At 70.1% G+C, this 21,598-nt stretch carries 20 protein-coding genes; 13 read left to right on the top strand and 7 right to left on the bottom strand.

Translation table 11 applies throughout. The annotated features are described in order from the left end of the window. Window positions 1-8: 8 nt before the first annotated feature. The 6 genes from JOL79_RS20000 (at window position 9) to JOL79_RS19975 (ending at window position 4,388) form a co-directional block, all read left to right on the top strand. Entirely contained in the window at window positions 9-194 is a 186-nt protein-coding gene (locus tag JOL79_RS20000) for a hypothetical protein (RefSeq protein ID WP_210157361.1), read from the top strand. A gap of 428 nt (window positions 195-622) precedes the next feature. Beyond that, window positions 623-1,519, top strand: a complete 897-nt coding sequence (locus tag JOL79_RS19995; protein ID WP_210157360.1) for an ABC transporter ATP-binding protein — start codon at window positions 623-625, stop codon at window positions 1,517-1,519. An 11-nt stretch (window positions 1,520-1,530) separates the two neighbouring features. Beyond that, a complete protein-coding gene (locus tag JOL79_RS19990) occupies window positions 1,531-2,220 on the top strand; it encodes an ABC transporter permease (RefSeq protein ID WP_210157359.1) in 690 nt (229 codons plus the stop codon). Window positions 2,221-2,231: 11 nt separating this feature from the next. Then, window positions 2,232-3,362: a sensor histidine kinase gene (locus JOL79_RS19985; RefSeq protein ID WP_210157358.1), complete on the top strand. Its 1,131-nt coding sequence runs from the start codon at window positions 2,232-2,234 to the stop codon at window positions 3,360-3,362. After that, window positions 3,359-3,970 carry a response regulator transcription factor gene (locus JOL79_RS19980; protein ID WP_210157357.1) on the top strand — a complete coding sequence of 204 codons (612 nt, stop codon included), beginning with the start codon at window positions 3,359-3,361 and terminating at the stop codon, window positions 3,968-3,970. The genes JOL79_RS19985 and JOL79_RS19980 overlap by 4 nt, the downstream gene beginning before the upstream one ends. 70 nt (window positions 3,971-4,040) lie before the next feature. Continuing rightward, window positions 4,041-4,388, top strand: a complete 348-nt coding sequence (locus JOL79_RS19975; protein ID WP_210157356.1) for a hypothetical protein — start codon at window positions 4,041-4,043, stop codon at window positions 4,386-4,388. 5 nt (window positions 4,389-4,393) lie between these two features. Here the strand turns inward: JOL79_RS19975 and JOL79_RS19970 are convergent, their stop codons facing one another. Beyond that, the gene (locus JOL79_RS19970) at window positions 4,394-4,546 is read right to left on the bottom strand and encodes a hypothetical protein (RefSeq protein ID WP_210157355.1); all 153 of its coding nucleotides are present in this window, start codon (window positions 4,544-4,546) and stop codon (window positions 4,394-4,396) included. Between the two features lie 178 nt (window positions 4,547-4,724). Here JOL79_RS19970 and JOL79_RS19965 point away from each other — a divergent pair, with 178 nt between their 5' ends. Together JOL79_RS19965 and JOL79_RS19960 are read left to right on the top strand one after the other, a co-directional pair. Then, entirely contained in the window at window positions 4,725-5,210 is a 486-nt protein-coding gene (locus JOL79_RS19965; protein ID WP_210157354.1) for a DUF2975 domain-containing protein, read from the top strand. Further along, window positions 5,210-5,431: a helix-turn-helix domain-containing protein gene (locus JOL79_RS19960; protein WP_210157353.1), complete on the top strand. Its 222-nt coding sequence runs from the start codon at window positions 5,210-5,212 to the stop codon at window positions 5,429-5,431. Before JOL79_RS19965 ends, JOL79_RS19960 begins: the two co-directional genes overlap by 1 nt. Window positions 5,432-5,509: 78 nt before the next feature. On the opposite strand, the gene JOL79_RS19955 is transcribed toward JOL79_RS19960, so the two are convergent. Both JOL79_RS19955 and JOL79_RS19950 read right to left on the bottom strand, forming a co-directional pair. Then, window positions 5,510-7,222, bottom strand: coding sequence for a hypothetical protein (locus tag JOL79_RS19955; protein WP_210157352.1), 1,713 nt, complete (start codon window positions 7,220-7,222; stop codon window positions 5,510-5,512). Window positions 7,223-7,296: 74 nt separating this feature from the next. Beyond that, window positions 7,297-8,181, bottom strand: coding sequence for a helix-turn-helix domain-containing protein (locus tag JOL79_RS19950; protein ID WP_210157351.1), 885 nt, complete (start codon window positions 8,179-8,181; stop codon window positions 7,297-7,299). Between the two features lie 188 nt (window positions 8,182-8,369). On the opposite strand from JOL79_RS19950, the gene JOL79_RS19945 reads away from it, so the two are divergent. From JOL79_RS19945 to JOL79_RS19935, 3 genes are all read left to right on the top strand, one after another. Continuing rightward, window positions 8,370-9,095, top strand: a complete 726-nt coding sequence (locus JOL79_RS19945) for an SDR family oxidoreductase (protein ID WP_210157350.1) — start codon at window positions 8,370-8,372, stop codon at window positions 9,093-9,095. Window positions 9,096-9,175: 80 nt separating this feature from the next. Further along, entirely contained in the window at window positions 9,176-9,568 is a 393-nt protein-coding gene (locus JOL79_RS19940; protein WP_210157349.1) for a hypothetical protein, read from the top strand. A gap of 106 nt (window positions 9,569-9,674) precedes the next feature. Next, window positions 9,675-11,747, top strand: coding sequence for a DUF4132 domain-containing protein (locus JOL79_RS19935; RefSeq protein ID WP_210157348.1), 2,073 nt, complete (start codon window positions 9,675-9,677; stop codon window positions 11,745-11,747). An 84-nt stretch (window positions 11,748-11,831) separates the two neighbouring features. On the opposite strand, the gene JOL79_RS19930 is transcribed toward JOL79_RS19935, so the two are convergent. After that, window positions 11,832-12,344 carry a DUF6461 domain-containing protein gene (locus JOL79_RS19930; protein WP_210157347.1) on the bottom strand — a complete coding sequence of 171 codons (513 nt, stop codon included), beginning with the start codon at window positions 12,342-12,344 and terminating at the stop codon, window positions 11,832-11,834. Window positions 12,345-12,430: 86 nt separating this feature from the next. After that, window positions 12,431-13,315, bottom strand: coding sequence for a LysR family transcriptional regulator (locus JOL79_RS19925; protein WP_210157346.1), 885 nt, complete (start codon window positions 13,313-13,315; stop codon window positions 12,431-12,433). Between the two features lie 80 nt (window positions 13,316-13,395). Here JOL79_RS19925 and JOL79_RS19920 point away from each other — a divergent pair, with 80 nt between their 5' ends. Both JOL79_RS19920 and JOL79_RS19915 read left to right on the top strand, forming a co-directional pair. Next, on the top strand, window positions 13,396-14,604 hold the full coding sequence (locus JOL79_RS19920) for an MFS transporter (RefSeq protein WP_210157345.1): 1,209 nt from the start codon (window positions 13,396-13,398) through the stop codon (window positions 14,602-14,604). Window positions 14,605-14,647: 43 nt separating this feature from the next. After that, on the top strand, window positions 14,648-15,886 hold the full coding sequence (locus JOL79_RS19915; RefSeq protein ID WP_210157344.1) for an MFS transporter: 1,239 nt from the start codon (window positions 14,648-14,650) through the stop codon (window positions 15,884-15,886). A gap of 103 nt (window positions 15,887-15,989) precedes the next feature. Here the strand turns inward: JOL79_RS19915 and JOL79_RS19910 are convergent, their stop codons facing one another. Next, complete coding sequence (locus tag JOL79_RS19910) at window positions 15,990-19,616, bottom strand: LamG-like jellyroll fold domain-containing protein (RefSeq protein WP_210157343.1); 3,627 nt, start codon at window positions 19,614-19,616, stop codon at window positions 15,990-15,992. A gap of 574 nt (window positions 19,617-20,190) precedes the next feature. After that, window positions 20,191-21,549 (bottom strand): cellulose-binding domain-containing protein, encoded by a 1,359-nt coding sequence (locus JOL79_RS19905; RefSeq protein ID WP_210157342.1) that lies wholly within the window; start codon window positions 21,547-21,549, stop codon window positions 20,191-20,193. Between the last annotated feature and the right edge of the window lie 49 nt (window positions 21,550-21,598).

Here is a 21,598-nt window from a genome sequence, read left to right as displayed (position 1 = left end):
AGCGCCTCATGACCTCGCGTCTGCGACGGGTCTGGAAGACCCTCCGCCGACCCCGTAATCTCGCGGTGCTGGCGGCGGCCTTCACGCTCGCGGTGGTGGCGGCGCTGGTCCTTCCCGATTCCCTGGTCACGGGTGCGATGACCGTGATCGCCGCGGTCGCCGTCTTCGCCATCGACCGGGGAGAGCGGCTGTAGGCGGTGACCGCAAACGCGGTACGGCCGGCCGAGCGGAACATGCTCGGCCGGCCGTAGGAGGGACAGGGGGCCATCACGGGACCGGGTGGCGTCATCGATGCCGGAGAGACCGCTCCACTGGATGCAGGTCCCCGGGGCGTGCACCCGCACCGGGCCGGCGTAGGTCGTGTAACGGCACGGCGGACAATCAACGAGAACCCCACTTCCTTCGCATAGGCGGTGGGGTTCGTCATGTCCCGTTTCGGAGGCCATCGTGCTGATCGGCTTCGTGACGCCGTCTCGTGCTCAGCTTCTCAGCAGAGTCTGATGGCCTCAGCAGCCCACCTGATCGTCGAGGGGCCGTAGCGCACACCCATGACGATCGTCAGGGGTGAAGACACGATGGTGGCCACTTATCCCGCACGGATCTCCCCCGTAGCGTCGAAGACATGGAGAACACCACGTCAGCGGCCGTCAGCTTCCAGGGCGTGAGCAAGCGTTACGGCCGCGTGCAGGCACTCGACGAGATCACTTTCCAGATCTCCCGCGGCGAAAGCGTCGCGCTGCTCGGGCCGAACGGAGCGGGCAAGTCCACCGCGGTGGACCTGATGCTGGGGCTCAGCCGGGCCGACCGGGGGCGGATCGCCGTGCTTGGCACCACACCGGCGAAGGCGGTGGCGGCCGGGCAGGTGGGGGCGATGCTCCAGTCCGGCGGGCTGCCCGCTGACGCGACCGTGGGCGACATCGTCTCCCTCGCGGTCCAGCTGTACGGCGGGCGCCGCAGGACGGCAGAGGTGCTGGAGCTGACCGGCCTGACTGAGCTGGCGCGGCGCAAGGGTGACGCGCTGTCCGGCGGGCAAGCGCAGCGGGTACGGTTCGCGGTGGCCATGGCCGGGCAGCCGGAGCTGCTGTTCCTCGACGAGCCTACGGTCGCGATGGATCCGCTGACCCGCCGGGACTTCTGGTCGGCGGTCCGCGCCACCGGCATCACCACGGTGTTCGCCACCCATCACCTGGACGAGGCGGACGCTTTCGCCGACCGGGTCATCGTGCTGGCGAACGGCTCGGTGGCGGCCGACGGCAGCCCGTCGACGATCAAATCGATGATCGGCGGGCGGACCGTGCGCTGCGTGCTGGCCGCGCCGGACCCCGCGGTGCTGCTCGCCCTGCCCGGCGTCCACGACGTCTCCGTGCTCGGCCGGGACGTCACCCTGCACACCGATGACGCGGACGGCACGGTGGCCGCGCTCTATGGCTCGATCGGCGGCGTCCGGGACCTCCAGGTCTCCGGTGCCGACCTCGAAGAGGCCCTCATCTTTCTTACCTCTGAAGGGAAGGCGGCGTAATGTTCAGCTTTGTGCGATTTGAGGTTGCTCGCGCGCTCCGTAATGTCAAGTATCTGCTGTTCTTGGTGGTCACGCCTGTGGGCCTCTATCTCGCGTACGGGCGCGGGGCGGGCGCGGCTCCCGCGATGGTGGCGATGGCGGTTTACGCGGCGGCCGGCGGTGGACTGATCGGCTCGGGCGGCGGCGTCGCCGAGGACAGGATGCGCGGCTGGCTGCGCCAGCTCAAGGTCACCCCACTGGGCGAGGCCCAGTGGCTGGCCGGGAAGATCGTGCAGGGCGTCTTGATGATCGTGCCCGGCGTGGCCGGGGTGACGGTCGCGGCGATCACGGCGGGCGGCGTGCAGCTGCCGGCCGGCCGGTGGGCGGCGCTGACCGCCCTGCTCCTGGTCGGGTCCCTGCCGTTCGCCCTGCTGGGTCTCCTGCTCGGGCTGACGCTGAAGGGCAAGAGCGCCCAGGTCGGCATCGTGGTGCTGTTCTTCGGGCTGGCCGCGGTGGGCGGGCTGATCGGGTCCGGGACGCTCCCGGGGATGCTGGAGCACCTGCGGCACTACATCCCGACCTACACGCTGGCCCAGGCCGGTTTCTCGGTACTCGGCGGTCAGGCGCCGGGCACGGGTGGCCTGGCCGTGCTGGCCGGATGGACGCTCGCGGCGGCGGTGGCGGTGCTGGTGCGGTGGCGGCGGGAGTCGAACGCGCGGTGACCTCGGCCTCCATGGCAGGGACCCGGCGGGATGAGCCCGCCGGGTCCCTGTCCGCTGAGCGGATCTGGGGCGTACGCAACCTGACCCGCTCACTGATCATGTTCGGAGCCACGGTCTGGGCGACCCTGTACTTCATCGTGCAGGAGCCTCCGGTGTGGCAGTCGGTACTGGCCGTGGCGTGGGCGGCGGCGACCGCGGCGCTCGGAATGTTCGCCGGGGTGCTGGCCCGGCGCGGTTCGCCGTCCTTCGCGCGCGTCTTCCCCGTTCTGGTGGTGGCGGCGCTCGGGCTGGAGGCGTGGGGCGGCTGGCCGTTGGCGGCCACCGTCACGTGGGCGACCACCGCCTGCGGCTGGCGCCGGACGCCCAGGAGCCGCCCGCAGCTCGCCGCCCTGGCCGCGGCGGCCGGCCTGATCGGGCTGGCCCACGGCCTGCCCGCGGCGGGCGCCCTTGCGCTGGCGGTCTTCGTGCTCCTACCTGGGATCTTCGCCGCGCAGGCGCGGCAGTCCGCCGACCTGGTGGCGGAACTCCAGGAAACCAGGCGGGAGCTGGCCCGGCTCGCCGTGGTCGAGGAGCGTAACCGGATCGCCCGCGACCTGCACGACCTGGTCGGGCACAGCCTTTCCGTAGTCGCGGTGAAGACCGAGCTGGCCCGCCGGCTCGTCACCGCCGCACCCGAGCGCGCCGAGACCGAGCTCGACGACATCGAGAGCGTCGTACGGCGGGCCCTGGCCGAGATACGGCAGGCGGTGACGAACTACCGGCAACCGACGCTCGCGGCGGAGATCGCCGGAGCCGTATCGGCCGCCCGCTCCGCCCAGATCCACTGCACGGTCGACATCCCCGACACCTGGGAGCTTCCCGTGCCCGTAGAGGGACTCCTGGCGTGGACCGTGCGCGAGAGCGTCACCAACGTGCTGCGCCACAGCGGCGCCGCGCACTGCTGGATAACCCTCGACCTGGTGGAACGGGCGGTGAGCGTGGAGATCCGCGACGACGGCCGAGGGCCCGAGGGCGGCGGCGCGGGGAACGGCATCACCGGGCTGTCCGAGCGCGCGGCCGCGCTCGGCGGGCAGATCCAGGTCGGCGAACCCGCCGAGGGCGGCTTCCGCATCCGTGTACGAGTCCCCTTGGAGGCGTCGTGACGATCCGTGTGCTGCTGGCCGAGGACCAGACGATGTTCCGCGGCGCGATGGCCGCGCTGCTGTCGCTCGAATCCGGCATCGAGGTTGTCGGCGACGTCGGTCGGGGCGACGAGGTCGTGGGGGCGTGCCAGGCCTTCGACCCCGACGTGGCGCTCCTCGACATCGAGATGCCCGGCATCGACGGGCTGGAGGCGGCTCGTCGCCTCGCCACCGAAGCGCCGCGGACCAACGTCGTGATCGTGACCACCTTCGGGCGCACCGGTTACCTGCACGCCGCCCTCGCTGCGGGCGCGTCCGGCTTCCTGCTCAAGGACGCGCCCATTACCGAGCTGGCGGCCGCCATCCGCAAGGTCGCCGCGGGAGAACGGGTCATCGACCCCGCACTGGCCATCGCGGCGCTGAGCGAGGGTTCGTCCCCGCTCACCCCGCGCGAGGCCGAAGTGCTGGCGGCCGCGCGCGGGCACGGCACGATCGCCGACATCGCCAAGGACCTGCACCTGTCTGCGGGAACGGTACGCAACCACCTGTCGGCGGCCATCCAGAAGCTCGCCGCGCGAACCCGTGCCGAGGCCATCGAGATCGCCCAGTCGAAGGGCTGGCTGGTATGACGACCGTCACGGGTCACTTCACGACTTGCGACACTTACCCCTTGACCTGAAGGTCCATAGCGTTGAGGGCATGACGAACACGAACTCCTCCAAGCGGACCAACTGGCAGATCTCCCTCCTCGGCGGCCACAAGCAGCGGGGCGGCGGCACGGCCGCCGACACCGTCGTCGTCACCTCGATCGGCGGGGCCGACGTCGACCTCACCGGCGCTGAGCTGGCTCCTCAGACGACGCTGACGAAAATCTCACTCATCGGCGGTGTGAAGCTCCAGGTGCCCGCCGACGCCAACGTCGAGATCGAGAGCTTCCACCTGTTCGGCGGGCGCAGGATCCAGCCGAGCACGCCCTCGCCGTCGGCCCCCGTCGTCCGTGTCCGCGCCTACGGCATCTTCGGCGGGGTCAAGGTCAGCCGCGCATGACCGGCTCACCGGGCCGGCCGGGTCCAGCGCTTGCGGGCCCGGTCCTCCAGGGTGACCGCGTGCGGGCGCGCCCTGCCAGCCACCGTCGCACCGATCTTGTCCAGCAGCTTCGGGAAGTCCTCGGGACGGGGGGCCACCCGCTGGTAGAGCTCGTACATCGGGGTGTCCTGTCCAGCCCTTCCCTTGGCACTAGACGGGCTTGTGACGGACGCGCCAGATCCAGCGCATGGTCATGGCCCGCCGGCTGTTGAAGTAACCCACCATCCAGCCCCACCAGTTGATTCGTCTATCGAATTTCGATAGATTCCCATCGTAAGTCGATGGAAGGACGGGTCTATGGGAAAGCTGACAGTGCGTGCGCTGCGCGCTGTGCTCGCGGTGGTGCTCGCCGGCACTGTGTTCGTACAGACATTGATGGTGTGGGCCCTGGCCACCGACCCGGAGAACGGGTCGCTCCCGCTGACCCCGCTGCGCGTGATCACGATCCTGGGCCTGGTGTCGGTCCAGGTCGCCCTGGTCTGCGTATGGCGGCTGGTGACGATGGTGCGACGCGGAACCGTGTTCTCCCACGCCGCCTTCCGGTATGTGGACATCGTGATCGGCGCGATCGTGGCGGCTGCCCTCGTGTGGTTCGCGATCACGGCCCTCAACGCCCCAGGCCAGCGGGACGACCCGGGCGTCACCCTCATCATGGGCGGGGTTGGCGTGGCCATCCTGGGGGTCGCGCTCATCGTGCTCGTGCTGCGGATGCTCCTCGCCCAGGCCGTCGCGCGCGACGTCGAAGCGGCGCAGATGCGGGCCGAGCTGGACGAGGTGATCTGATGCCGATCGTCGTCGACATCGACGTGCTGCTGGCCAGGCGGAAGATGTCCGTGGGCGAGCTCGCGGACCGCGTAGGGATCACGCCCGCCAACCTGGCGGTACTCAAGAACGGCCGCGCCAAGGCGGTGCGCTTCACGACGCTCGCCGCGCTCTGCGAGGTGCTCAAGTGCCAGCCGGGCGACCTGCTGCGCTGGGAGGCCGAGGACGCCGCCGGCGGATGACGCGCCTCAGGGCGGGCGTGAGAACGCCCGGCGCCACCGGCCCGTAACGGCACGTGGACCGCCTGGGCGGTCCACCCCTCACGGTTTCAGCCTGAGCCTCTTCCTCGACGCACCCGGGTACACGACGACCAGGTGCTGTTCCTCTCCCGCATCGTCGACCCGCACGTGGACACGGAGCCGGTAGCGGCCCTTCCCCGCGATCGCCAGGTTCGGCATCGGGGCACCCGCGCCCACGTCTCCGCCCTCGCCCATCTCCGGCACCGTGAGCCGGCCGCTGCGGCTGACGATCGGCACCTCGTTGACCTCATCCCACCCGGCCGTCCGCTGTGGCGGCGGGGTACGGAAGGCCTTCACCGTAAGGCAAAGATCAACGACGTCCTCGAAATGCCCGATGAGGACAGCGCTGCCGGCCACCCCGATGAGGGCACTGTCGTCGTAGACCTTGTCCGTCGCCTGCTCCGCCACCTCGTCGGCCGCTTCGTCTCCGGGATCGTGGACCAGATAGCCCGTATCGCCGTCGACGAACAGGAAGTAATTGGCGCTGGCCTGGACGACACCCTTCGTCCGGGGCCACGGGTCGCGGCACCTGGCGTTCTTCTCGGCGATGTAGGCGGCGTTCGCCGCCTCCGTCTCCTTGGTCGACCGCAGCAGCTCGGGGTAGGTCGCGCCGATGATCTCCGGGCAGACGTAGACGAGGTCCCACGGGTCCACGCCCCAGGCGGGCCGCGCGCTTCCGGCCCGCGTCAGAATCGTCTTCCGCTCGTCCCGGTCCTCTGTACGGCACAGCGCCCGCCCGTACGCGAGGATCTGCTGGTCCGACAGGCTGTCCGGGAAGACGGGCGGAACTCCGCCCTCGGTGCTCCGCGCCCGGCACAGGAACGCGGCGTCGCGCTCCTCGGGTTTCAGATCGCCGAAGCTGGGCCGGTCATAGCAGTCCATCGACCAGCCGGTGTAGGTGAGGTGGGGGGTCTGCTCCGGCTGGATCAGTGCGATGATCGGCAGGACGGCCGCGGCCGCCACCGCGACGCGGATCACACGCTGCCTTGCGGGCGGAAGCTCCGCCGGGCGGCCCTCGGCGGGCAGCTCACGGGCGGTCGCCGCGTGCCACACGGTGATGACGAGCCCCACCGCGTCGATCATGACCGGAAACGCCAGACTGCCGCTGGAGATCCTTCCGAACAGGATGTCGAGCGGGATCGCCAGCGCGCAGACGATCGCCGACAACCATCCGGCGGCCTGCGTGCCGCGGCTCCACCGGCCGTCGCGCCGCTGCCCGACGACCGTGATGACGGTCGCCGCCACTCCGCCCAGCGTCAAGCCCAGTCCGACGACGCCGCCCGATCCCAGCTCTCGGAGGTCGAGTTCGTCGAGCAGTTCGTTGACCATCCCGGCCAGTTCGACCGCGAGCATCGCTCCGGCCGCCGCGCGCAGCATGCGAGACCGCCAGCGGATGACGAGCAGGTAGAGGACGTCGATCCCGGTCCACAACGCGAGCTGGAATGCCGCATCGACCGCGTCGGGAAGCAGCGCGAACGCGTACCACAGCACGAGGTTGTACGCCACCGCCAGATACAGCAGTCGGCGCAGCGCCTTCGCCCGTCGGTCCAGCGGTCCCGGTGCGGGGGCACGCAGGATCAGCCACAGGAGCGCGGCCTTCACCAGGGCGGCCACGAGCAGCGTAGCGGTCAGGGCGTCAAACCCGCCGCGCGCGTAGAACGGCGCATAGGCCGGCGGCGACCATTCGACGGCCACCCAGAGCCAGGCGTCGCCGAGCACCAGACCCGCGACCACCGCCGCAAGAAATAGACCTATTACTCCAAATCTGATAATCCGCCAGGAATTATCCGAAAGCATGGGACGCGATCTTAGTGCGCGCCCCCTGAGCGGTGCCGCCACTCTCTCGGCCCTGGCGCCGCGTCGCGGGCGTGCGCCGGGACGTGGAGGGCGGCCAGATAGGCGAGGGCCTCGGCGCTGCGGCTGCCCGGCTCCGGGGTGCCGACGAGCAGCTGCTGACCGGGGGCGTCGCGGACGTCGAAGGTCTGGTAGGTCAGCTCCACCCGCCCCGCGTCCGGATGATGGAACACCTTGAACTGGCGGGTGAGCCCCTGCACGGTCTGGTCCGCCCAGAGCGCCTGAAACTCGGGCGAGTCCCGCTGGAGGTCGGCCACCAACTCCCGGATGCCCGTGTCGTCCGGGAACAGGCCGGCGTTGAGCCGCAGCGCGTGGACCGTGGTCTCCGCCAGCGTCGGCCAGTTCACGAAGACGGCGCGGGCCTGCGGGTGCTGGAACAGCACCCGGACCATGTTGGTCAGGCCGGAGAACGGCGAGAGCAGCGCGGCGGCGACGTCGTTGGTGGCGAGCACGTCGAACGATGGGCCGAGCACGTACGCGGCCGAGGTGGGGAACGCGTCCAGCAGTCGCAGGAGCGCGGGGTGCACCAGATCCCGGGAGCCGTTGGAGGCCAGGCTGGGGTTCATACCGGCGAGGCGGAAGGCGTGGCCGCGGGCGTCCGGATGGAGCCGCAGGGCCCGACCGATCGCGTCGAGCACCTGCGCGGAGGGATTGCGTTCTCTGCCCTGTTCCAGGCGGGCGTAGTAGTCGACGCTTACTCCGGCGAGCACGGCGACCTCCTCGCGGCGCAGCCCGGCCACCCTGCGGTCGCCGCCCCCGTACAGTCCCACGTCCGTCGGGTCGACCCGGGCGCGGTGGGCCCGGAGGAATTCCCCCAGCCTGTTGTCACTGACCGGCATACGCGCAGCGTAGGCGCCTCCGTCGAGTGCCTGCCAGGGTGCCGTGCTCCCTGGCAGCCGATTCGCGTCCCCAGGCTTGGCGGGGTGTCGCACACCCAGGAAGTCACGGCCTTCTCCAGGTGTCCCGGCTCCCGGAGGGTGAGACACGCGGCGCTCGCCGTAATCACACTCTCGACCGGGAGCCTCCTATGACCTCCAAGATCGTCCTCATCACCGGCGCGAGCAGCGGCATCGGCGCGGCCACCGCCCGCCGGCTGGCCGCCGACGGCCACCACGTCGTACTCGGCGCGCGCCGCGTCGACCGGCTCGCCGCGCTCGTCGGCGAACTGCGCGCGGCCGGTGGCACGGCCGAGCACCGGGAACTCGACGTGACCAGCCTCGGCAGCGTCCGCGCGTTCGTCGAGGGCGCCCACGACCGGCACGGCCACATCGACGTACTGATCAACAACGCGGGGGTGATGTCCCTGGCGACGCTCGACGCGCTGCGGATCGACGAGTGGAACCAGATGATCGACGTCAACCTGCGCGGCACCCTGAACGGCATCGCGGCCGTTCTCCCGCTGATGCGCGCCCGCGGCCGCGGTCACATCGTCAACGTCGCCTCCACGGCCGGTCACCGGGTCGATCCGACGGCCGCGGTCTACTGCGCCACCAAATACGCCGTCCGCGCGATCTCCGAGGGGCTGCGCCAGGAGAGCCGGGACATCCGGGTCACCGTGGTGAGCCCCGGCTACACCCACTCCGAGCTCAACGACCACGGTGGCGACCCCCAGATCAGGGCCGCCGCCCTGGCCGCGTCGCTCGAACTCGGACTTCCGGCCGCCGCGGTGGCGGACGCCATCGGCCACGCGATCGCCCAGCCCGACACCGTCGACACCAATGAGATCGTCATTCGCTCCACCGCGCAGGGCTGATCGCGCCGGACACCGCGATTCTGTCGGACCGGGTTGCTATTGATTGCGCTGTCACCCCCCAACGATCAAGGGACGTGCCGATGGCGCTGGTCACCTTTCGCGACGAGAGCGCGACGGGCCGGGCACTGGAGGAGTTCACGCTGCCCGGCCTGCCCGAGCGGACCTCGGCCCGGGAGCTGGTACGGCTGCGGGTGCGCGAGGAGGTGGCCCGATACAACGCCGCCCCATCCCACCACTTCCGCGGGCTGGTCAAGCCCACCGACGCCGAGGCCGAGCTGAACGGCTACCGGATGCGCACCGTGCACAGGCTCGACTGGGAGAAGCAGGCCGACGCCGCCGAGGCCGCGTTCGCCCGCAACGGATTCCTGCTGTTGGTGGGCGACCGGCAGATCGACGACCTGGACACCGAGGTCGATCTGACCGTCGACCCGGTCGTGTCCTTCGTCAAGCTCGTCCCTCTGGTCGGAGGCTGACACCTGGCTCAAGCGGGCCGCCGTCCTGCCGACGCATGATCGACGACGTGCTCGGCACCGACCCGTCCGTCACCCACCGGATCCGCTCCCGACAGGAAGCATCGGCATGCACCTCACCCCCCTCGCGCAGCGCCTGCATGATCTGCTGACCGGAAGCATGAATGACCCCGTGTACTGGCCCGACGCCTCCCAGCTGAGCGCCGGGCTGGGCACGCGGGTCCGGGCCGGCGGCGGCGACCCGGCATCGGGACGGTACGCGCTTGACGAGGAGAACCGGCGGCGGCTGGCCGGCCCGGCCCGCGAGATGCTCCAGCTCGGGCTGCCCCACGGCCTCTTCCCCACGCTGACGGCGGCGGGGCTGGCGGGCATGGACGCCGAGCTGAGCACCCGGCTCGCGGAGGGGCTGGGACCGATCGCGGTCGCGGAGATGGAACTCCTGCTCGGCTGGGACGTGGAGCGGCGAGCCCTGTTCGCCGAGGCGGTGCGGCAGGTGCCGTACCACGGCGCCCCGCCGCTGTCCGGCGTGGTCGACTGGCTCAACGGGCTGCCCGGCTACCCGGACTTCGCCCGGACGGCCCTGGAGTCGGCCGAGAACCGCGTCGCGGCCATCCATGCCGGTGAGATCCCGTACACGGCGGAGAAGGCGTTCACACACGGGGAGAGGGACACCCTCGGCCGCGCGGTACGGCTGGCGCTCTTCCGGGACGAGCCCTGGCTGCCGGAGCTGCTGGACAGCTTGCTTCCCGGAGTCGCGGTGGCCCCCACCCGGGCCAGGACCCTGCCCTCACAGAGGCTGCTGTTCGAGGTCGCCCGCGCGGTGGAAGAGCATCCGACTCCCGAGGCGATCTCCGCGCTGCGCGCCGCCCGCAGCGCCACCCGGCACGCCGGGGTGCCCATGCAACTCGATCGCATGTTCAAACGCATCGAACCCGCCCTGGCCGAGCGGCTGGAGGTGGCCTTCCGGCTGCCCGACGGGCGGGTACGGCAGACCGTCGGCGAGCACACGGCGGTGATCTCGACCGACGGCGAGGTCGAACTCTCGTGGTGGCACGGGGGCAGGAAGCTCAAGGCGGTCCCGGCGGTGGTCAGGCGGGAGCACCCCGACGAGGTCAAGCGGCTGCGCGAGCTGGCCAAGCGGACATCACAGCAGCAGGCCACCCTGTCCAGGGCGCTGGAGGCCGGATACACCAGCCAGACGACTCCGCCGTACCGGCAACTGGAGGGGCACCCGGTCACCGATCGGCTGATCTGGGAGTTCGAGGTCTCGCCCGGCGTGTGGCGCGGCGAGCTTGGGCTGACCGTGCCGGACGTGCCGGTGCGGCTGTGGCATCCGGCTCGCGCGTCCCTGGAAGAAGTGCGGGCCTGGCGGGAGACGGTGCAGGACAAGGAGCTGCGTCAGCCGTTCAAGCAGGCCTTCCGCGAGGTCTACCTGCTCACCCCCGCCGAGGAGATGAGCGGCACCTACTCCAACCGATTCTCGGGACACCTCGTCGACTACCGCAAGCTGCGCGCGCTGTTCAAGCAGCGACGCTGGCAGGCCGGCTTCCTGGGGCACTGGGACGGCGACGGGGAGGCCCAGCGGGTGCTGGCGGGCGGACTGTGGCGGGTGACACTGGAGCACGACTTGTACGACGAGAGCCACGCCGGAACCGGCAGGATCCACTTCTGCCGGCTGGCCGAGGGCAGGTGGGACCAGGCGCCGTTGAGGGAAGTCCCGCCGCTTGTGTTCAGCGAGGCCATGCGGGACGTCGACCTGTTCGTGGCCGTCACCTCGATCACCGCCGATCCTCGGTGGGCCGACCATGGGCCGGACCGGATGCGGGACTACTGGCACTCCTTCGGGTTCGGCGATCTGACCGAGACCGCCCGCACCCGGCGTGACGCGCTGGCTCGTCTCGTGCCCCGCCTGAAGATCGCCGACCGGGTGGAGCTGACCGATCGGTTCCTGCGTGTGCGCGGTGACCTGCGGACCTACAAGATCCATCTGGGGTCGGGCAACATCTTGATGGAGCCCAACGACGCCTATCTGTGCATCGTCCCCAGTGGCGCGGGAGACCGGGTCTTCCTGCCCTTCGAGGAGGACGGCGGGATGTTGTCGGTCATCTTGTCCAAGGCGTTCCTGCTCGCCGACGACACCGCCATCGCCGACCCTTCCATCACCCGCCAGATCACCCGATAAGACGCCGCCAACGGCGGCAGGCCTCGACGAAAGCGGCCTGCCGCCCCCTTACCGCGGCCGCACCACATCTCCGCAACATCGTTCTCAATAGTCCAGGACACCGTGGGCGGCCACGACGTCACTGGAGTCGTCCGGCCGCACTCCGGTGACGCGTTCGGCCAGTCGCAGTGCGGCGGCGAGCCCGCCCTCGGACTTGTCGCCGGCCAGGCCGAGCTCGATCCGGTCGGCGAGGAAGTCGTCCGGGACGGACTCCTCGTGATGGGGGAACAGCGGATCGAAGGAGAGGATCTCACGGCCGTCGGAGTAGTGGACGAATTCCGCCACTTTGTTCACGTTGACGAAGACGCTCGCCGTTACCGTCCCGGCGGACAGGGGCCCAAGCACCTCGGCCAGCGTGCCGGCGTAGCCGTTGTCCTCGCTCAGAATGGTTCCGCCCTCGGCTGGGCGTGCGCAGATGAGACCCTCGTCGATGTCGCCTTCCTCGTCGTCACCGTCGAACACCTCGACGCCGAGGCGCGCCAGCGCCTCGTGGGGGGTGAGACCGTAAACGAACGTCGCGCAGAACGCTTCGTCATCGAGCCATTCGTAATCGTTCACGGGATTCCCGTTCTCTCAGGGGTGATCGGGAAGACCCTGGCATGAGGAACCGACAGAAACCGCGTGCGCGACGCTGCCGGAGCTCATCAGGCGACGACTTCTTCCGCATGATCGGCGCGGAGCAGATCGAGGAAGGCCGTGGCCGCCGGAGAGGGCCGGTTGCCCCAGATCAGGTGCTCCACCCGTGCGGGGGCATTGCGGAGGCGGATGACGCGCAGGTCGGGGAAGCGGGGTGCGTACGCGGCCGGCAGCATGCCCACGCCGAGACACTGCCGGACCAGATCGACCATCAACTCGGCCGATGACACCTCGAAGGGGACCTCGCGCCGCACGCCCGCCGCCGCGAATGCCTCGTCCGACTGCGCCCGCCCGGCCGCGCCGGAGCGGAAGTCGATGAACGGCTCGTCGGCCAGACTCTGCAGATCCACCTCGTGGTCCGTCAGGTGGTAGTCCGGCGCGACTACGGCGACCAGTTCGCCGCCGCCGAGCCGCCGGCTCTGGACTCCCTTCGGCTCCACGCGGGTCGGCAGACCGAGGAACGCGACGTCAACGGTTCCCTGCCGCACGCGTTCGATCAGATCCGTGCTGCCCTCCGAGGTGAGCGTGATGTGCACCCGCGGGTGGCGCAGGCGGTAGTCCCGCAGGGCGACCGGCAGGTTGACGGCCGCGACCGTGGGGATGGCGCCGACGGCGAGCCGCCCGCGGATCTCCCCGCCGGCGGCGGCGACCTCGGCCCGCGCGCGGTCCGCGGCCTCCAGGCACTCCCGGGCCGCGGGCAGGAACGCCTCCCCGGCCGGAGTCAGCCGTACGCGCCGGCTGGTGCGGTCGAACAGCCGGGCGCCCAGCTCCCGTTCCAGGCCGGCGATCTGATGACTGAGCGCCGACTGCACGACCCGGCAGCGTTCGGCGGCCCGGGTGAAGTTGCTGGTCTCCGCGACGGCGACGACGTACCTGAGTTGCTGCAGCTCCATCCAACCATCGTGCCGCACGATCGATCGCGATGAAAAGTATGTGTTGGACTCATTGATCGATGGGGGCGCACTCTTGAGCCATGACGGAAACCCTTGAGCGCGTGCCCATCACGGAGCACGCCCCGCGACTGGGTCGCGGGCTGTTGCTGCTGATGTCGGTGGCCACCGGCCTGTCGGTCGCCGGCAACTACTTCGCCCAGCCGCTGCTCGAGGTGATCGGGCGAGACCTGGGGCTGAGCACCACCATGGCCACGCTGATCGTGACCGCCGCCCAGGGTGGGTACGCGCTGGGGCTGATCCTCCTGGTTCCGCTGGGCGACCTCGTGGAACGCCGCCGGCTCGCGGTCACGCTGTTCGCCGGGACCTCGGCGTTCCTGCTGGTCTCCGCTCTCGCGCCGAGCGGTCCGGTGCTGCTGGCCAGTACCGCCCTGACCGCCCTCACATCGGTGGCCGCGCAGGTCGTGGTGCCGTACGCGGCCACGCTCGCTGCGCCGGGCGAACGTGGCAAGGTCGTCGGCACGGTCATGGCGGGTCTGCTGCTCGGCGCCCTGCTGGCCCGCACGGCCTCCGGAGCGTTCTCCGAGCTCGGCGGCTGGCGGACCGTCTACTGGCTGAACGCGATCCTCATGGCCGTCGTCGGCGTGCTGCTGTGGCGGTTCCTCCCTCGCCTGCACACCCGCGTCGGGCTGTCCTATCCGGCGCTGCTGCGGTCGACGCTCGCGATGTTCCGGCACGAACCGCCGCTGCGGTGGCGGGCCGGGATCGGTGCGCTGTCGTTCGCCGCGTTCAGCGCGCTGTGGACGGCGATGACCTTCCTCCTGTCCGGTCCGCCGTACGGCTGGCGCGAGGCGGCCATCGGCACGTTCGGCCTCGTCGGGATCGTCGGGCCGATCACCGCGCCCATCGCGGGCCGGCTGGCCGACCGCGGATGGGTGCAGCGGGTCAGCGGAGTCGGCACCGCGACGCTGGCGCTGGCGTGGCCGGTGATCAGCGCCGGCGCGGCCTCACTGGGCTGGCTCATCGCCGGGGTCGTGCTCTTCTACGTGGCCCATCTGGTGGTCCTGAACGCCAACCAGAACGTGATCTACGCGCTCCGCCCGGAGAACCGCAACCGGCTCAACTCCGCGTTCATGACCACGTGCTTCCTCGGCGGCGCCGCCGGATCGCTGCTGACGTCCGTCGCCTGGACCGGAGCGGGCTGGACCGGGGTGAGCCTGCTCGGCGGCACGCTGTCCACCGCGGCGTTCGCGCTGTGGGCGCTGGAGCGCGTCCGCGCGACGAAGAACTGACCCGTTGTCCCCCCTCATTCGACAGACGACTGGAAAGAAGAACATGGTCACACGCGACAGAGGTCCGCGAACGGCCCTGAGGTCATGGCTGGGCGTTGCCGCGATCACCGCCAGTCTGTTCGTCTTCCTCACCACGGAGTTGATGCCGGTCGGCCTGCTCACCCGGATCAGTTCGGGTCTGGGCATCTCGGTGGGCGTCGCCGGGCTGATGGTGACGCTGTACGGAGTCTCGGCCGGGCTGGGCGTCCCCTTCATCGTGGCCTGGACCCGGCGGATCAACCGGCGCGTGCTGCTGTCCACCCTGCTGGCGATACTGGCCCTGGGAAATGTCGTCACCGCCGTCTCGCCGAACTATCCGCTGGTCCTGACCACGCGGCTCGTCATGGGATTCGCCAGTGGCGTTTTCTGGGCCATCGGCGTGAGCATGGCGATGCGCCTCGTGCCGGAACGGCACGCGAGCAGGGCCGCCGCGGTCGTGATGTCCGGCATCTCGATCGCCACGGTCGTGGGCATACCGCTGGGCACGGTCGTCGAGAGCCTCACCGACTGGCGCACCACGTTTCTCATCTGGGCCGGACTCGGCGCGCTTGTACTCCTCGTGGTCATCGCCGTCGTGCCGTCGCTGCCGTCGGCGAACGCGGTCTCGGTCAGGGAGGTCTTCGGGCTCCCGCTCAAGAACGTTCCGCTCCGTCTGGTGCTGTTCACCGTGGTGCTGTTCGTGCTCGGCCACTTCGGGGCGTACACATTCGTGCGCCCCTTCCTGGAGGACAACGCCTCCGCCTCGTCCTTCTTCATCACCGCGGTGCTGATGATTTACGGCGTCGGGGGCGCGGCCGGGAACTTCATCGCCGGATACACCGTGCAGCGGAGCCTGCGGGGCAGTTTCGTCGTCGGCTGCGCGGGGCTCGTGGTCTCCCTGCTCCTGCTCCTCGCGATCGGGCACGGCCCGGCCGGTTCGATCGTCTCGCTGACCCTCTGGGGGGTGTCCTTCGGCGTCGTGCAGTTGTGCCAGCTCAACATGACGCGGGCCGCGGCCCCCGACACCTTCGAAGCCGCGATGTCGCTGAACACCATGGCGTACAACACGTCCATCGCCCTCGGGGCGCTGTTCGGCGGACTGTTCGCCGATCACCTGGGTGTGTCGAGTGTCGTCTGGTTCGGCGTGGCGCTGACGGCGGCCTCGCTGCTCCTCAGCGGGCGAGCCGCCAGGCCAGAAGTCCCTCGGGAGCGTCGGCCCGGACGAAGCCGGCCCCCACGAGTTCACTCTGGATCGTCGTTCTGATCGCCTCTTCGGCCGGCTCCATGAGTGTCGTGACACGCCGATGCCGGACGGGGGGAGGTGCCCCGTCCGGCATCGGGTGTGGCGGCTGTTACCTGATGAACGGCTACTTGGTGAACGGCGTGACCGCGATCTTGTCGACGATCGGGGCGTACTTCGACCGGAGCAGGATGTCCGGGAAGGTGTCGGAGATGTAGGTGTCGCCGTCGAAGTTGGGCAGTTCCTGCGAGCCGAAGCTGATGGTGTTCGCTCCCTTCTTGAGCTCGACCGGGATGCTCAGCTCCCAGAAGTTGTCCGCGTGGAAGGAGTGGGGGAACCACGTCCGCCGCGGCGCGGCGCCGTTGACCGAGATCTCGGCGTGACGTGCCAGGGGGTCGGGGTTGTAGTGGGAGGCGGGCGACTGCTCGGGGTTGGAGTAGCGGACCGTCAGGGCGTAGGTGCCCTTCTTGGCGGCGGTGACGTCGAAGGTGAGGGTGTTGGCGTTGCCGGGGGCGCCGCCGATGTCCGTCACCGCCTTGCCGCCGCTCGCCAGCGGGTAGCCGGCGACCTTGGCGGTGCCGGCGATCCGGGCCGACTCGGCCTCGTACCACGTGGGCTTGAGGTCGTCCCCGCCGGGGGTGACGCGGAGGCGGTCCAGGAGGAGCTTGCCGGACTGGCCGGTCATGGTGATCTTGTTGATCCCGCCGGACAGGAACACCTTCAGCTTCTTCGAGGCGTTGACGCCGTCGATGCGCCGGCCGTTGACGTCGAGCCAGCCTCGGCCGCCGCCGGCGGTGTCGACGTTGACGGTCGCCTCCCCGTCGACGGGGGAGTAGACCCAGAACGTCGCCGTCTGGTCCTTGGACAGCGCCGCGACGCCCGCGCCGGAGACCTTCTTGCGGGTGTAGTCCGTGTGCGCGCCGTCGAGCGTGGCGTACTCGGCCTCGTAGATCGCCGTCTCGGCCGCCGGGTTGGCGAGCGAGAGGTCGATCTTGTCGATGATGGCGTCGCCCTTGGTGCCGCGGGCACCGTCGAGGCTCCTGGTCGCCAGGGTGATCGTGTGGTCGCCCTTGGACAGCGCGACCTTGGTGTCGGCGTGGTCCCAGACCACCCACTTGTATCCGAGCGGGAGGTGGATCTCCTGCTCGGCGCCGCCGTCGACGCGCAGGAAGACGTTGGTCGGGCCCTGCGCCTGGACCGCGTCGTAGGTGTTCAGCGAGTTCGCGAAGACGGACAGGTCGTACGTGCCCTGCTGCGGGACCGACACCGCGAAGTTCAGGGTCACGTCGGAGCCGGTGCGCATTCCGCCGACGTCGTAGCCGCCGGAGGTGTAGAACTTGCCGACGTCGGACGGCGTGCCCTCGGGGCCGTTCACGCTGTAGCCGGTGCCGGTGTGATCGGCCTTCTCCGCCTCGTACGTGGCCTGCCAGAGGGTCGTCTCAGCGGCGGCCGAGGTGGCGTGGCCGCCGGGGGTGAGGATGATCTGGTACGCCGACGCCTCCTTCAACGCGGGCAGCGTGGACCCGAAGCCGAAGCTCACCGAGCCGTCCTCGACCTTCTGGTTCAGCTCGGCGAGGACGCGGGGCTGAGCGGAGTCGCCGAGCTGGCCGGTCCACGGGATCTCCTGGACCAGGGCGTGGACGGTGTCGCCGAACAGCGTGGTGTCGACGTGGTCGAAGTGGATCCCGGCCTGGCCGGACGTGCCGCCGAACAGGGCCCGGGCCTGCGACTTGTCCTTGTCGAGTGTGGCGACGCCCTGGAGGGTGTAGCTGACGTTCGGCCGCGGCGGGACGACCTTGACCGTGTCACCGGTCATCTGGCTGTAGGCGTGCAGCAGCCACCACTGGCCGTTGCCGCGGTTGTCCTGCACGGCCGAGTCGGACAGGTTGCCGTCGATGTTCCAGTACGCGATGTCCGCGTCGGCCTTCGACTCCTCGATGGCGGAGGCCCACTGGACCATCTGGCCGGGCACCGAGGTGTGGTAGTTGAAGGCGTACTCGTCCAGGTTGATCGGCAGTTGCCTACCCTCGTACGCGGTGCCCTTGAAGGCGGCCTGCTCCCACTGCCGATACTTGGCGACGTCCGTACGGATGCGGGCCGGGTCGCCCAGCTCGTGCCAGGTGATGACGTCGGGGACGGTGCCCGCCTGCAGGACGTGCTGGAGGTAGCCCTTTACCTGGTCGTAGAGCACGCTGGTGTTGGGTCCCGCGATCCTGGCCTCGGGCATCTTGCCCTTGATCAGGGCGTAGACGTCGTCCCACGCCTTGAAGTAGTACTGCGGGTCGCTGAGCCAGCTGATCTTGTTGTAGCTCCACGTCCCGGTGCCGAACATGTTGCCCTCGGGTTCGTTGAACGGCACGAAGACAATGTTGTCCTGATATTTCGGGTCGAGCTTGAGCGCCTGGTCGACCTGCTTGGCGATCTTCGCCTTGAAGTCGTTCAGCTTCTCCTCGGGTGTGCTGCCGGGCCACTCGTAGGGGAAGCCTCGGTAGATGTCCGTCATGTAGATGTACACGTCGCCGTCGGTGCTGTCGGCCAGTGGCCTGACCACCTCCAGGGCGTCGGCGCCCGGGTGCTGGGGGCCGTCCTGGGCCTTGGTCGCGACCGTGCGCAACTTCATGCCTTCGAGGAGGTTGGCGCTCGGCACGCCCTCGCCGTACACGCCGTAGAGGGTGCCGGACGCGCCGCCGTGGAAGGCGCCGGTCTCGGTGCCGAGGTCGACGGTCAGGTCGTTGCTGAGCACCTGGACGGTCGCCTGGACCGCCGCGCCGGCCGCGGTGCCCTTGACCGTGAACTGGCCGGGCTTGGCGTACTGCGCGGGGTCGATCGCGTCCCAGGTGACCGGGACGCCGCGGCGGATGCCGTCGGAGAACTGCGCGTTGACCGTCCTGGGGAGGGCCGGCGCGACGCCGCCGTACGTGGTGATCTGGAGGGAGGTCTGGTCGACCGTCGTGATGGCGGCCAGGTGGTCGCCGGCCAGCCCGGCGACCGCCGCGGCGTCCATGGCGCCGTCGTAGACCCGGAAGTCGTCGAGGTCTCCGGCGAGGAACGGGTGCCCGCCCCAGAACGGCTTGCCCAGGTAGCCGGAGGTGCGGTTGGTGTCGGAGTGCATCACCGCGGCCAGGTCGATCGACGCGGCGACGCTGCCGATCGGCACGCCGTCGACGTAGTAGGTCAGCGTCTTGCCGTCGATCGTGGTGACGAGGTTGACCCACTGGCCGGTGGGCAGCTTCTGCGCTCCGGGCACGCCCACTTCGGCGTTGCCGTTGACGGGCTTGATGGACGACCGCATGGTCGCGTCGCCGGCGTAGGAGGGGGTGACGAAGGTGGCGGTCGCCGCGTCCTTGCCGAGGTTGTAGACCCACTGGAAGTCGGGGCCGCCGGCCCACTTCAGCCAAGCGGAGATCGTCATGGCGTGACGGTCGCGGAACAGGCCATTCGGAATCGTCACATAGGGGGCGGTCTGCGAGCCTGTGGCTCCGCCGGGCAGCGACAGCGCGGGTGTGCCGTCGGGCCCCGTCGTGGTCGTCGTCGCGCCGGGGTTGGCCAGCGTGCCGTCGAGGCCGGACGGAGAGCTGTCCTTGACGACGCCGCCGGACAGGTCACCGTCGAAGTCGTAGTGGAGGATGAGAGCCGGTGCGTCGGCGCTGAGAGCCGGCAAGGCGGCCATCGGGACAGTGGTCAGCGCGAGCATGGAGGCGAGGCCGGCGCGGAGGATGCGCCCGCGTGCGGGCCGGGACGAGGATTCAGCCATGCGCTTTCCTCAATCAGGTAGTGCGGGGGGATGTTCGAACCGATTCGCCGAATCGATTCGATCGGACCATAAGCGCGTTCCGGTGGGATGGTCAAGAGCGCGAAACATCCGCGCCACATCGTCGCCACGTCCCCGTTACGGCCGGAGGCGGCGTGAGGAAGGGGGGACTGGGCGCCTCAGGGGGGCGAGCCGGACGCGCGGCCGGACCGACACGCCGGCGCCCCTCGGTCTGTCCGCTACTCGCCCGGATGCTCACGGTTGACTAAATGGCGAAAAGCGGCGCCGATTCGGAAAAAGGACGAATCGCCGGGCTCTGTGCGCCTCGGGACAAGTCGCGTCGCGAGAGCCATTTGCCGGGGCGTGCGGCCACTGCCGTCGAATCGATTCGATTCAAATGGAAACGGCCGCGCGAAATGCACCTCAGTGGAAGCGGGAGCAAAGGAGCGCGAGGCGAGCGCCGTTACGCCCGCCTCGCGCCGTTTCGTGCCGGTCGCAGTGTCCGCGCCGTTCGTGCCGGTCGGGCGCGGTCCATCCGCTTCCTCGGTGCCGGTCTACGGCCTGGTGCCGGCCGCGCTCACGGGCTGGTGCAGGTGGGGGACGGGGTCGACGGCGTGCCGTTGGCGAGGAAGCCGAACGTGGTCGACGCGCCCGCCCCGAGTGAGCCGTTGTAGGAGGCGTTGCTCACCGACACGTTGGAGCCGCTGGCGCTCAGCGTGCCGTTCCAGACCTGAGTGACGGACTGGCCGCCGCTGAGGGCCCACTTGACGGTCCAGCCGTTGACCGCCGAGCCGCCCGCGGTCACCGTGACCTCACCCTGATAGCCGCCGGACCACGAGTTGACCGTACGGTACGTCGCGCGGCAGGGACCACCGGGCGGCGATGCGGACGGCGTCGACGAAGGCGAGACCGAGGGCGTCGACGAGGGGGAGGACGACGGCGTCGACGAGGGGCTGCTCGACGGCGACTGTGACGGCCCACTGGTCGGCCCGAGCGGGCAACTGGCCTGATACTTCGATATGCCGCTCATGTTGGAGAGGGTCGGGCACAGGAATCCCGTGTAGCGGGTGTCCTTGTCGATGAACACCTTCATCCAGATCATCATGGTGCGCGCGAAGGCGCCCGAGTTTCCGCCGCCGCCGCCGGCGGCGAAGCCGTGGCCCTCGTTGGCGATCTCGGGATAGGCGCGCTGGACGGTGGCGGGAATCGTGGCGTACGCGCTCGCGAGGTACGACGGGGTCACCGTGGTGTCGGTCTGGCCGCCGAACAGCACCGTCGGAATTTTGATGGTGCGGAGGATGCCGTCGGGCACGTACGGCGCCATCCCGATCGCGGTCATCAGGGACGGGCGCTGGATCGCCGCGGTCAGGGCGCCGCCACCGCCCATGGAGTGCCCTCCCACAGCTAGGCGGGTGCGGTCGACCCGGTCGCGCACCGGGCTGCTGTCGACCAGCCAGTCCAGGGCGGAGAGCAACTGGGCGCCCCGGGCGTCGGCGTAGTCGTCGAGGCTGTTGGTCTCGATGCCCAGGACGACGAAACCGAACGAGGCCAGCCGCGGGCCGAGCCACGCGTACCAGCGCCACTCGGTGCCGTAGCCGGGGGCGATCGCGATGGCGCCGAAGGTTCCCTGGCTTGTGTCGGTCGGGTAGTAGACGACGCCGCCGCCGAATCCGTTGCCCTTGGCGACGGTCAGCTGCGCGGTGGCGAACGGTCCGCGGTCCGCGGCGACGCTGGTCCCGGTGGGGGCCGGTCCTCGCTCGTACGGGTTGGTCGCGGCGGACGCCGTGCTCATCGTGACGGAGCCGACTAACACCAGGAGAGCGGCCACGATCCCGGCGAGGAATCCGGTCCGCGGGCGTCGTGGCGATCGGACGCCGGCCCGGTGGGGGTCGGGGACGCGGCGGGGAATCGTTCCCGGGGTCTCGGCTGAAGACATTGCACGCTCCTGTCCACTGGTCATGTCCCGACGGCGGTCGTGATGGCCG

The organism is Microbispora oryzae, assembly GCF_017896165.1.
In the GTDB taxonomy this organism is placed as follows: Bacteria; Actinomycetota; Actinomycetes; order Streptosporangiales; family Streptosporangiaceae; genus Microbispora; species Microbispora oryzae.
The sequence above is the reverse complement of the archived record's forward strand: the minus strand, read 5'-3'. Positions and strand labels throughout refer to the sequence as shown.

What these genes read in the sequence shown, in the direction of transcription:
- JOL79_RS20000 (WP_210157361.1), top strand. Translation starts at nt 9, where the DNA reads ATGACCTCGCGTCTGCGACGGGTCTGGAAGACCCTCCGCCGACCCCGT.
- JOL79_RS19995 (WP_210157360.1), top strand. Translation starts at nt 623, where the DNA reads ATGGAGAACACCACGTCAGCGGCCGTCAGCTTCCAGGGCGTGAGCAAG.
- JOL79_RS19985 (WP_210157358.1), top strand. Translation starts at nt 2,232, where the DNA reads ATGGCAGGGACCCGGCGGGATGAGCCCGCCGGGTCCCTGTCCGCTGAG.
- JOL79_RS19975 (WP_210157356.1), top strand. Translation starts at nt 4,041, where the DNA reads ATGACGAACACGAACTCCTCCAAGCGGACCAACTGGCAGATCTCCCTC.
- JOL79_RS19970 (WP_210157355.1), bottom strand. Translation starts at nt 4,546, where the DNA reads ATGTACGAGCTCTACCAGCGGGTGGCCCCCCGTCCCGAGGACTTCCCG.
- JOL79_RS19965 (WP_210157354.1), top strand. Translation starts at nt 4,725, where the DNA reads ATGGGAAAGCTGACAGTGCGTGCGCTGCGCGCTGTGCTCGCGGTGGTG.
- JOL79_RS19960 (WP_210157353.1), top strand. Translation starts at nt 5,210, where the DNA reads ATGCCGATCGTCGTCGACATCGACGTGCTGCTGGCCAGGCGGAAGATG.
- JOL79_RS19950 (WP_210157351.1), bottom strand. Translation starts at nt 8,181, where the DNA reads ATGCCGGTCAGTGACAACAGGCTGGGGGAATTCCTCCGGGCCCACCGC.
- JOL79_RS19945 (WP_210157350.1), top strand. Translation starts at nt 8,370, where the DNA reads ATGACCTCCAAGATCGTCCTCATCACCGGCGCGAGCAGCGGCATCGGC.
- JOL79_RS19940 (WP_210157349.1), top strand. Translation starts at nt 9,176, where the DNA reads ATGGCGCTGGTCACCTTTCGCGACGAGAGCGCGACGGGCCGGGCACTG.
- JOL79_RS19935 (WP_210157348.1), top strand. Translation starts at nt 9,675, where the DNA reads ATGCACCTCACCCCCCTCGCGCAGCGCCTGCATGATCTGCTGACCGGA.
- JOL79_RS19925 (WP_210157346.1), bottom strand. Translation starts at nt 13,315, where the DNA reads ATGGAGCTGCAGCAACTCAGGTACGTCGTCGCCGTCGCGGAGACCAGC.
- JOL79_RS19920 (WP_210157345.1), top strand. Translation starts at nt 13,396, where the DNA reads ATGACGGAAACCCTTGAGCGCGTGCCCATCACGGAGCACGCCCCGCGA.
- JOL79_RS19915 (WP_210157344.1), top strand. Translation starts at nt 14,648, where the DNA reads ATGGTCACACGCGACAGAGGTCCGCGAACGGCCCTGAGGTCATGGCTG.
- JOL79_RS19910 (WP_210157343.1), bottom strand. Translation starts at nt 19,616, where the DNA reads ATGGCTGAATCCTCGTCCCGGCCCGCACGCGGGCGCATCCTCCGCGCC.
- JOL79_RS19905 (WP_210157342.1), bottom strand. Translation starts at nt 21,549, where the DNA reads ATGTCTTCAGCCGAGACCCCGGGAACGATTCCCCGCCGCGTCCCCGAC.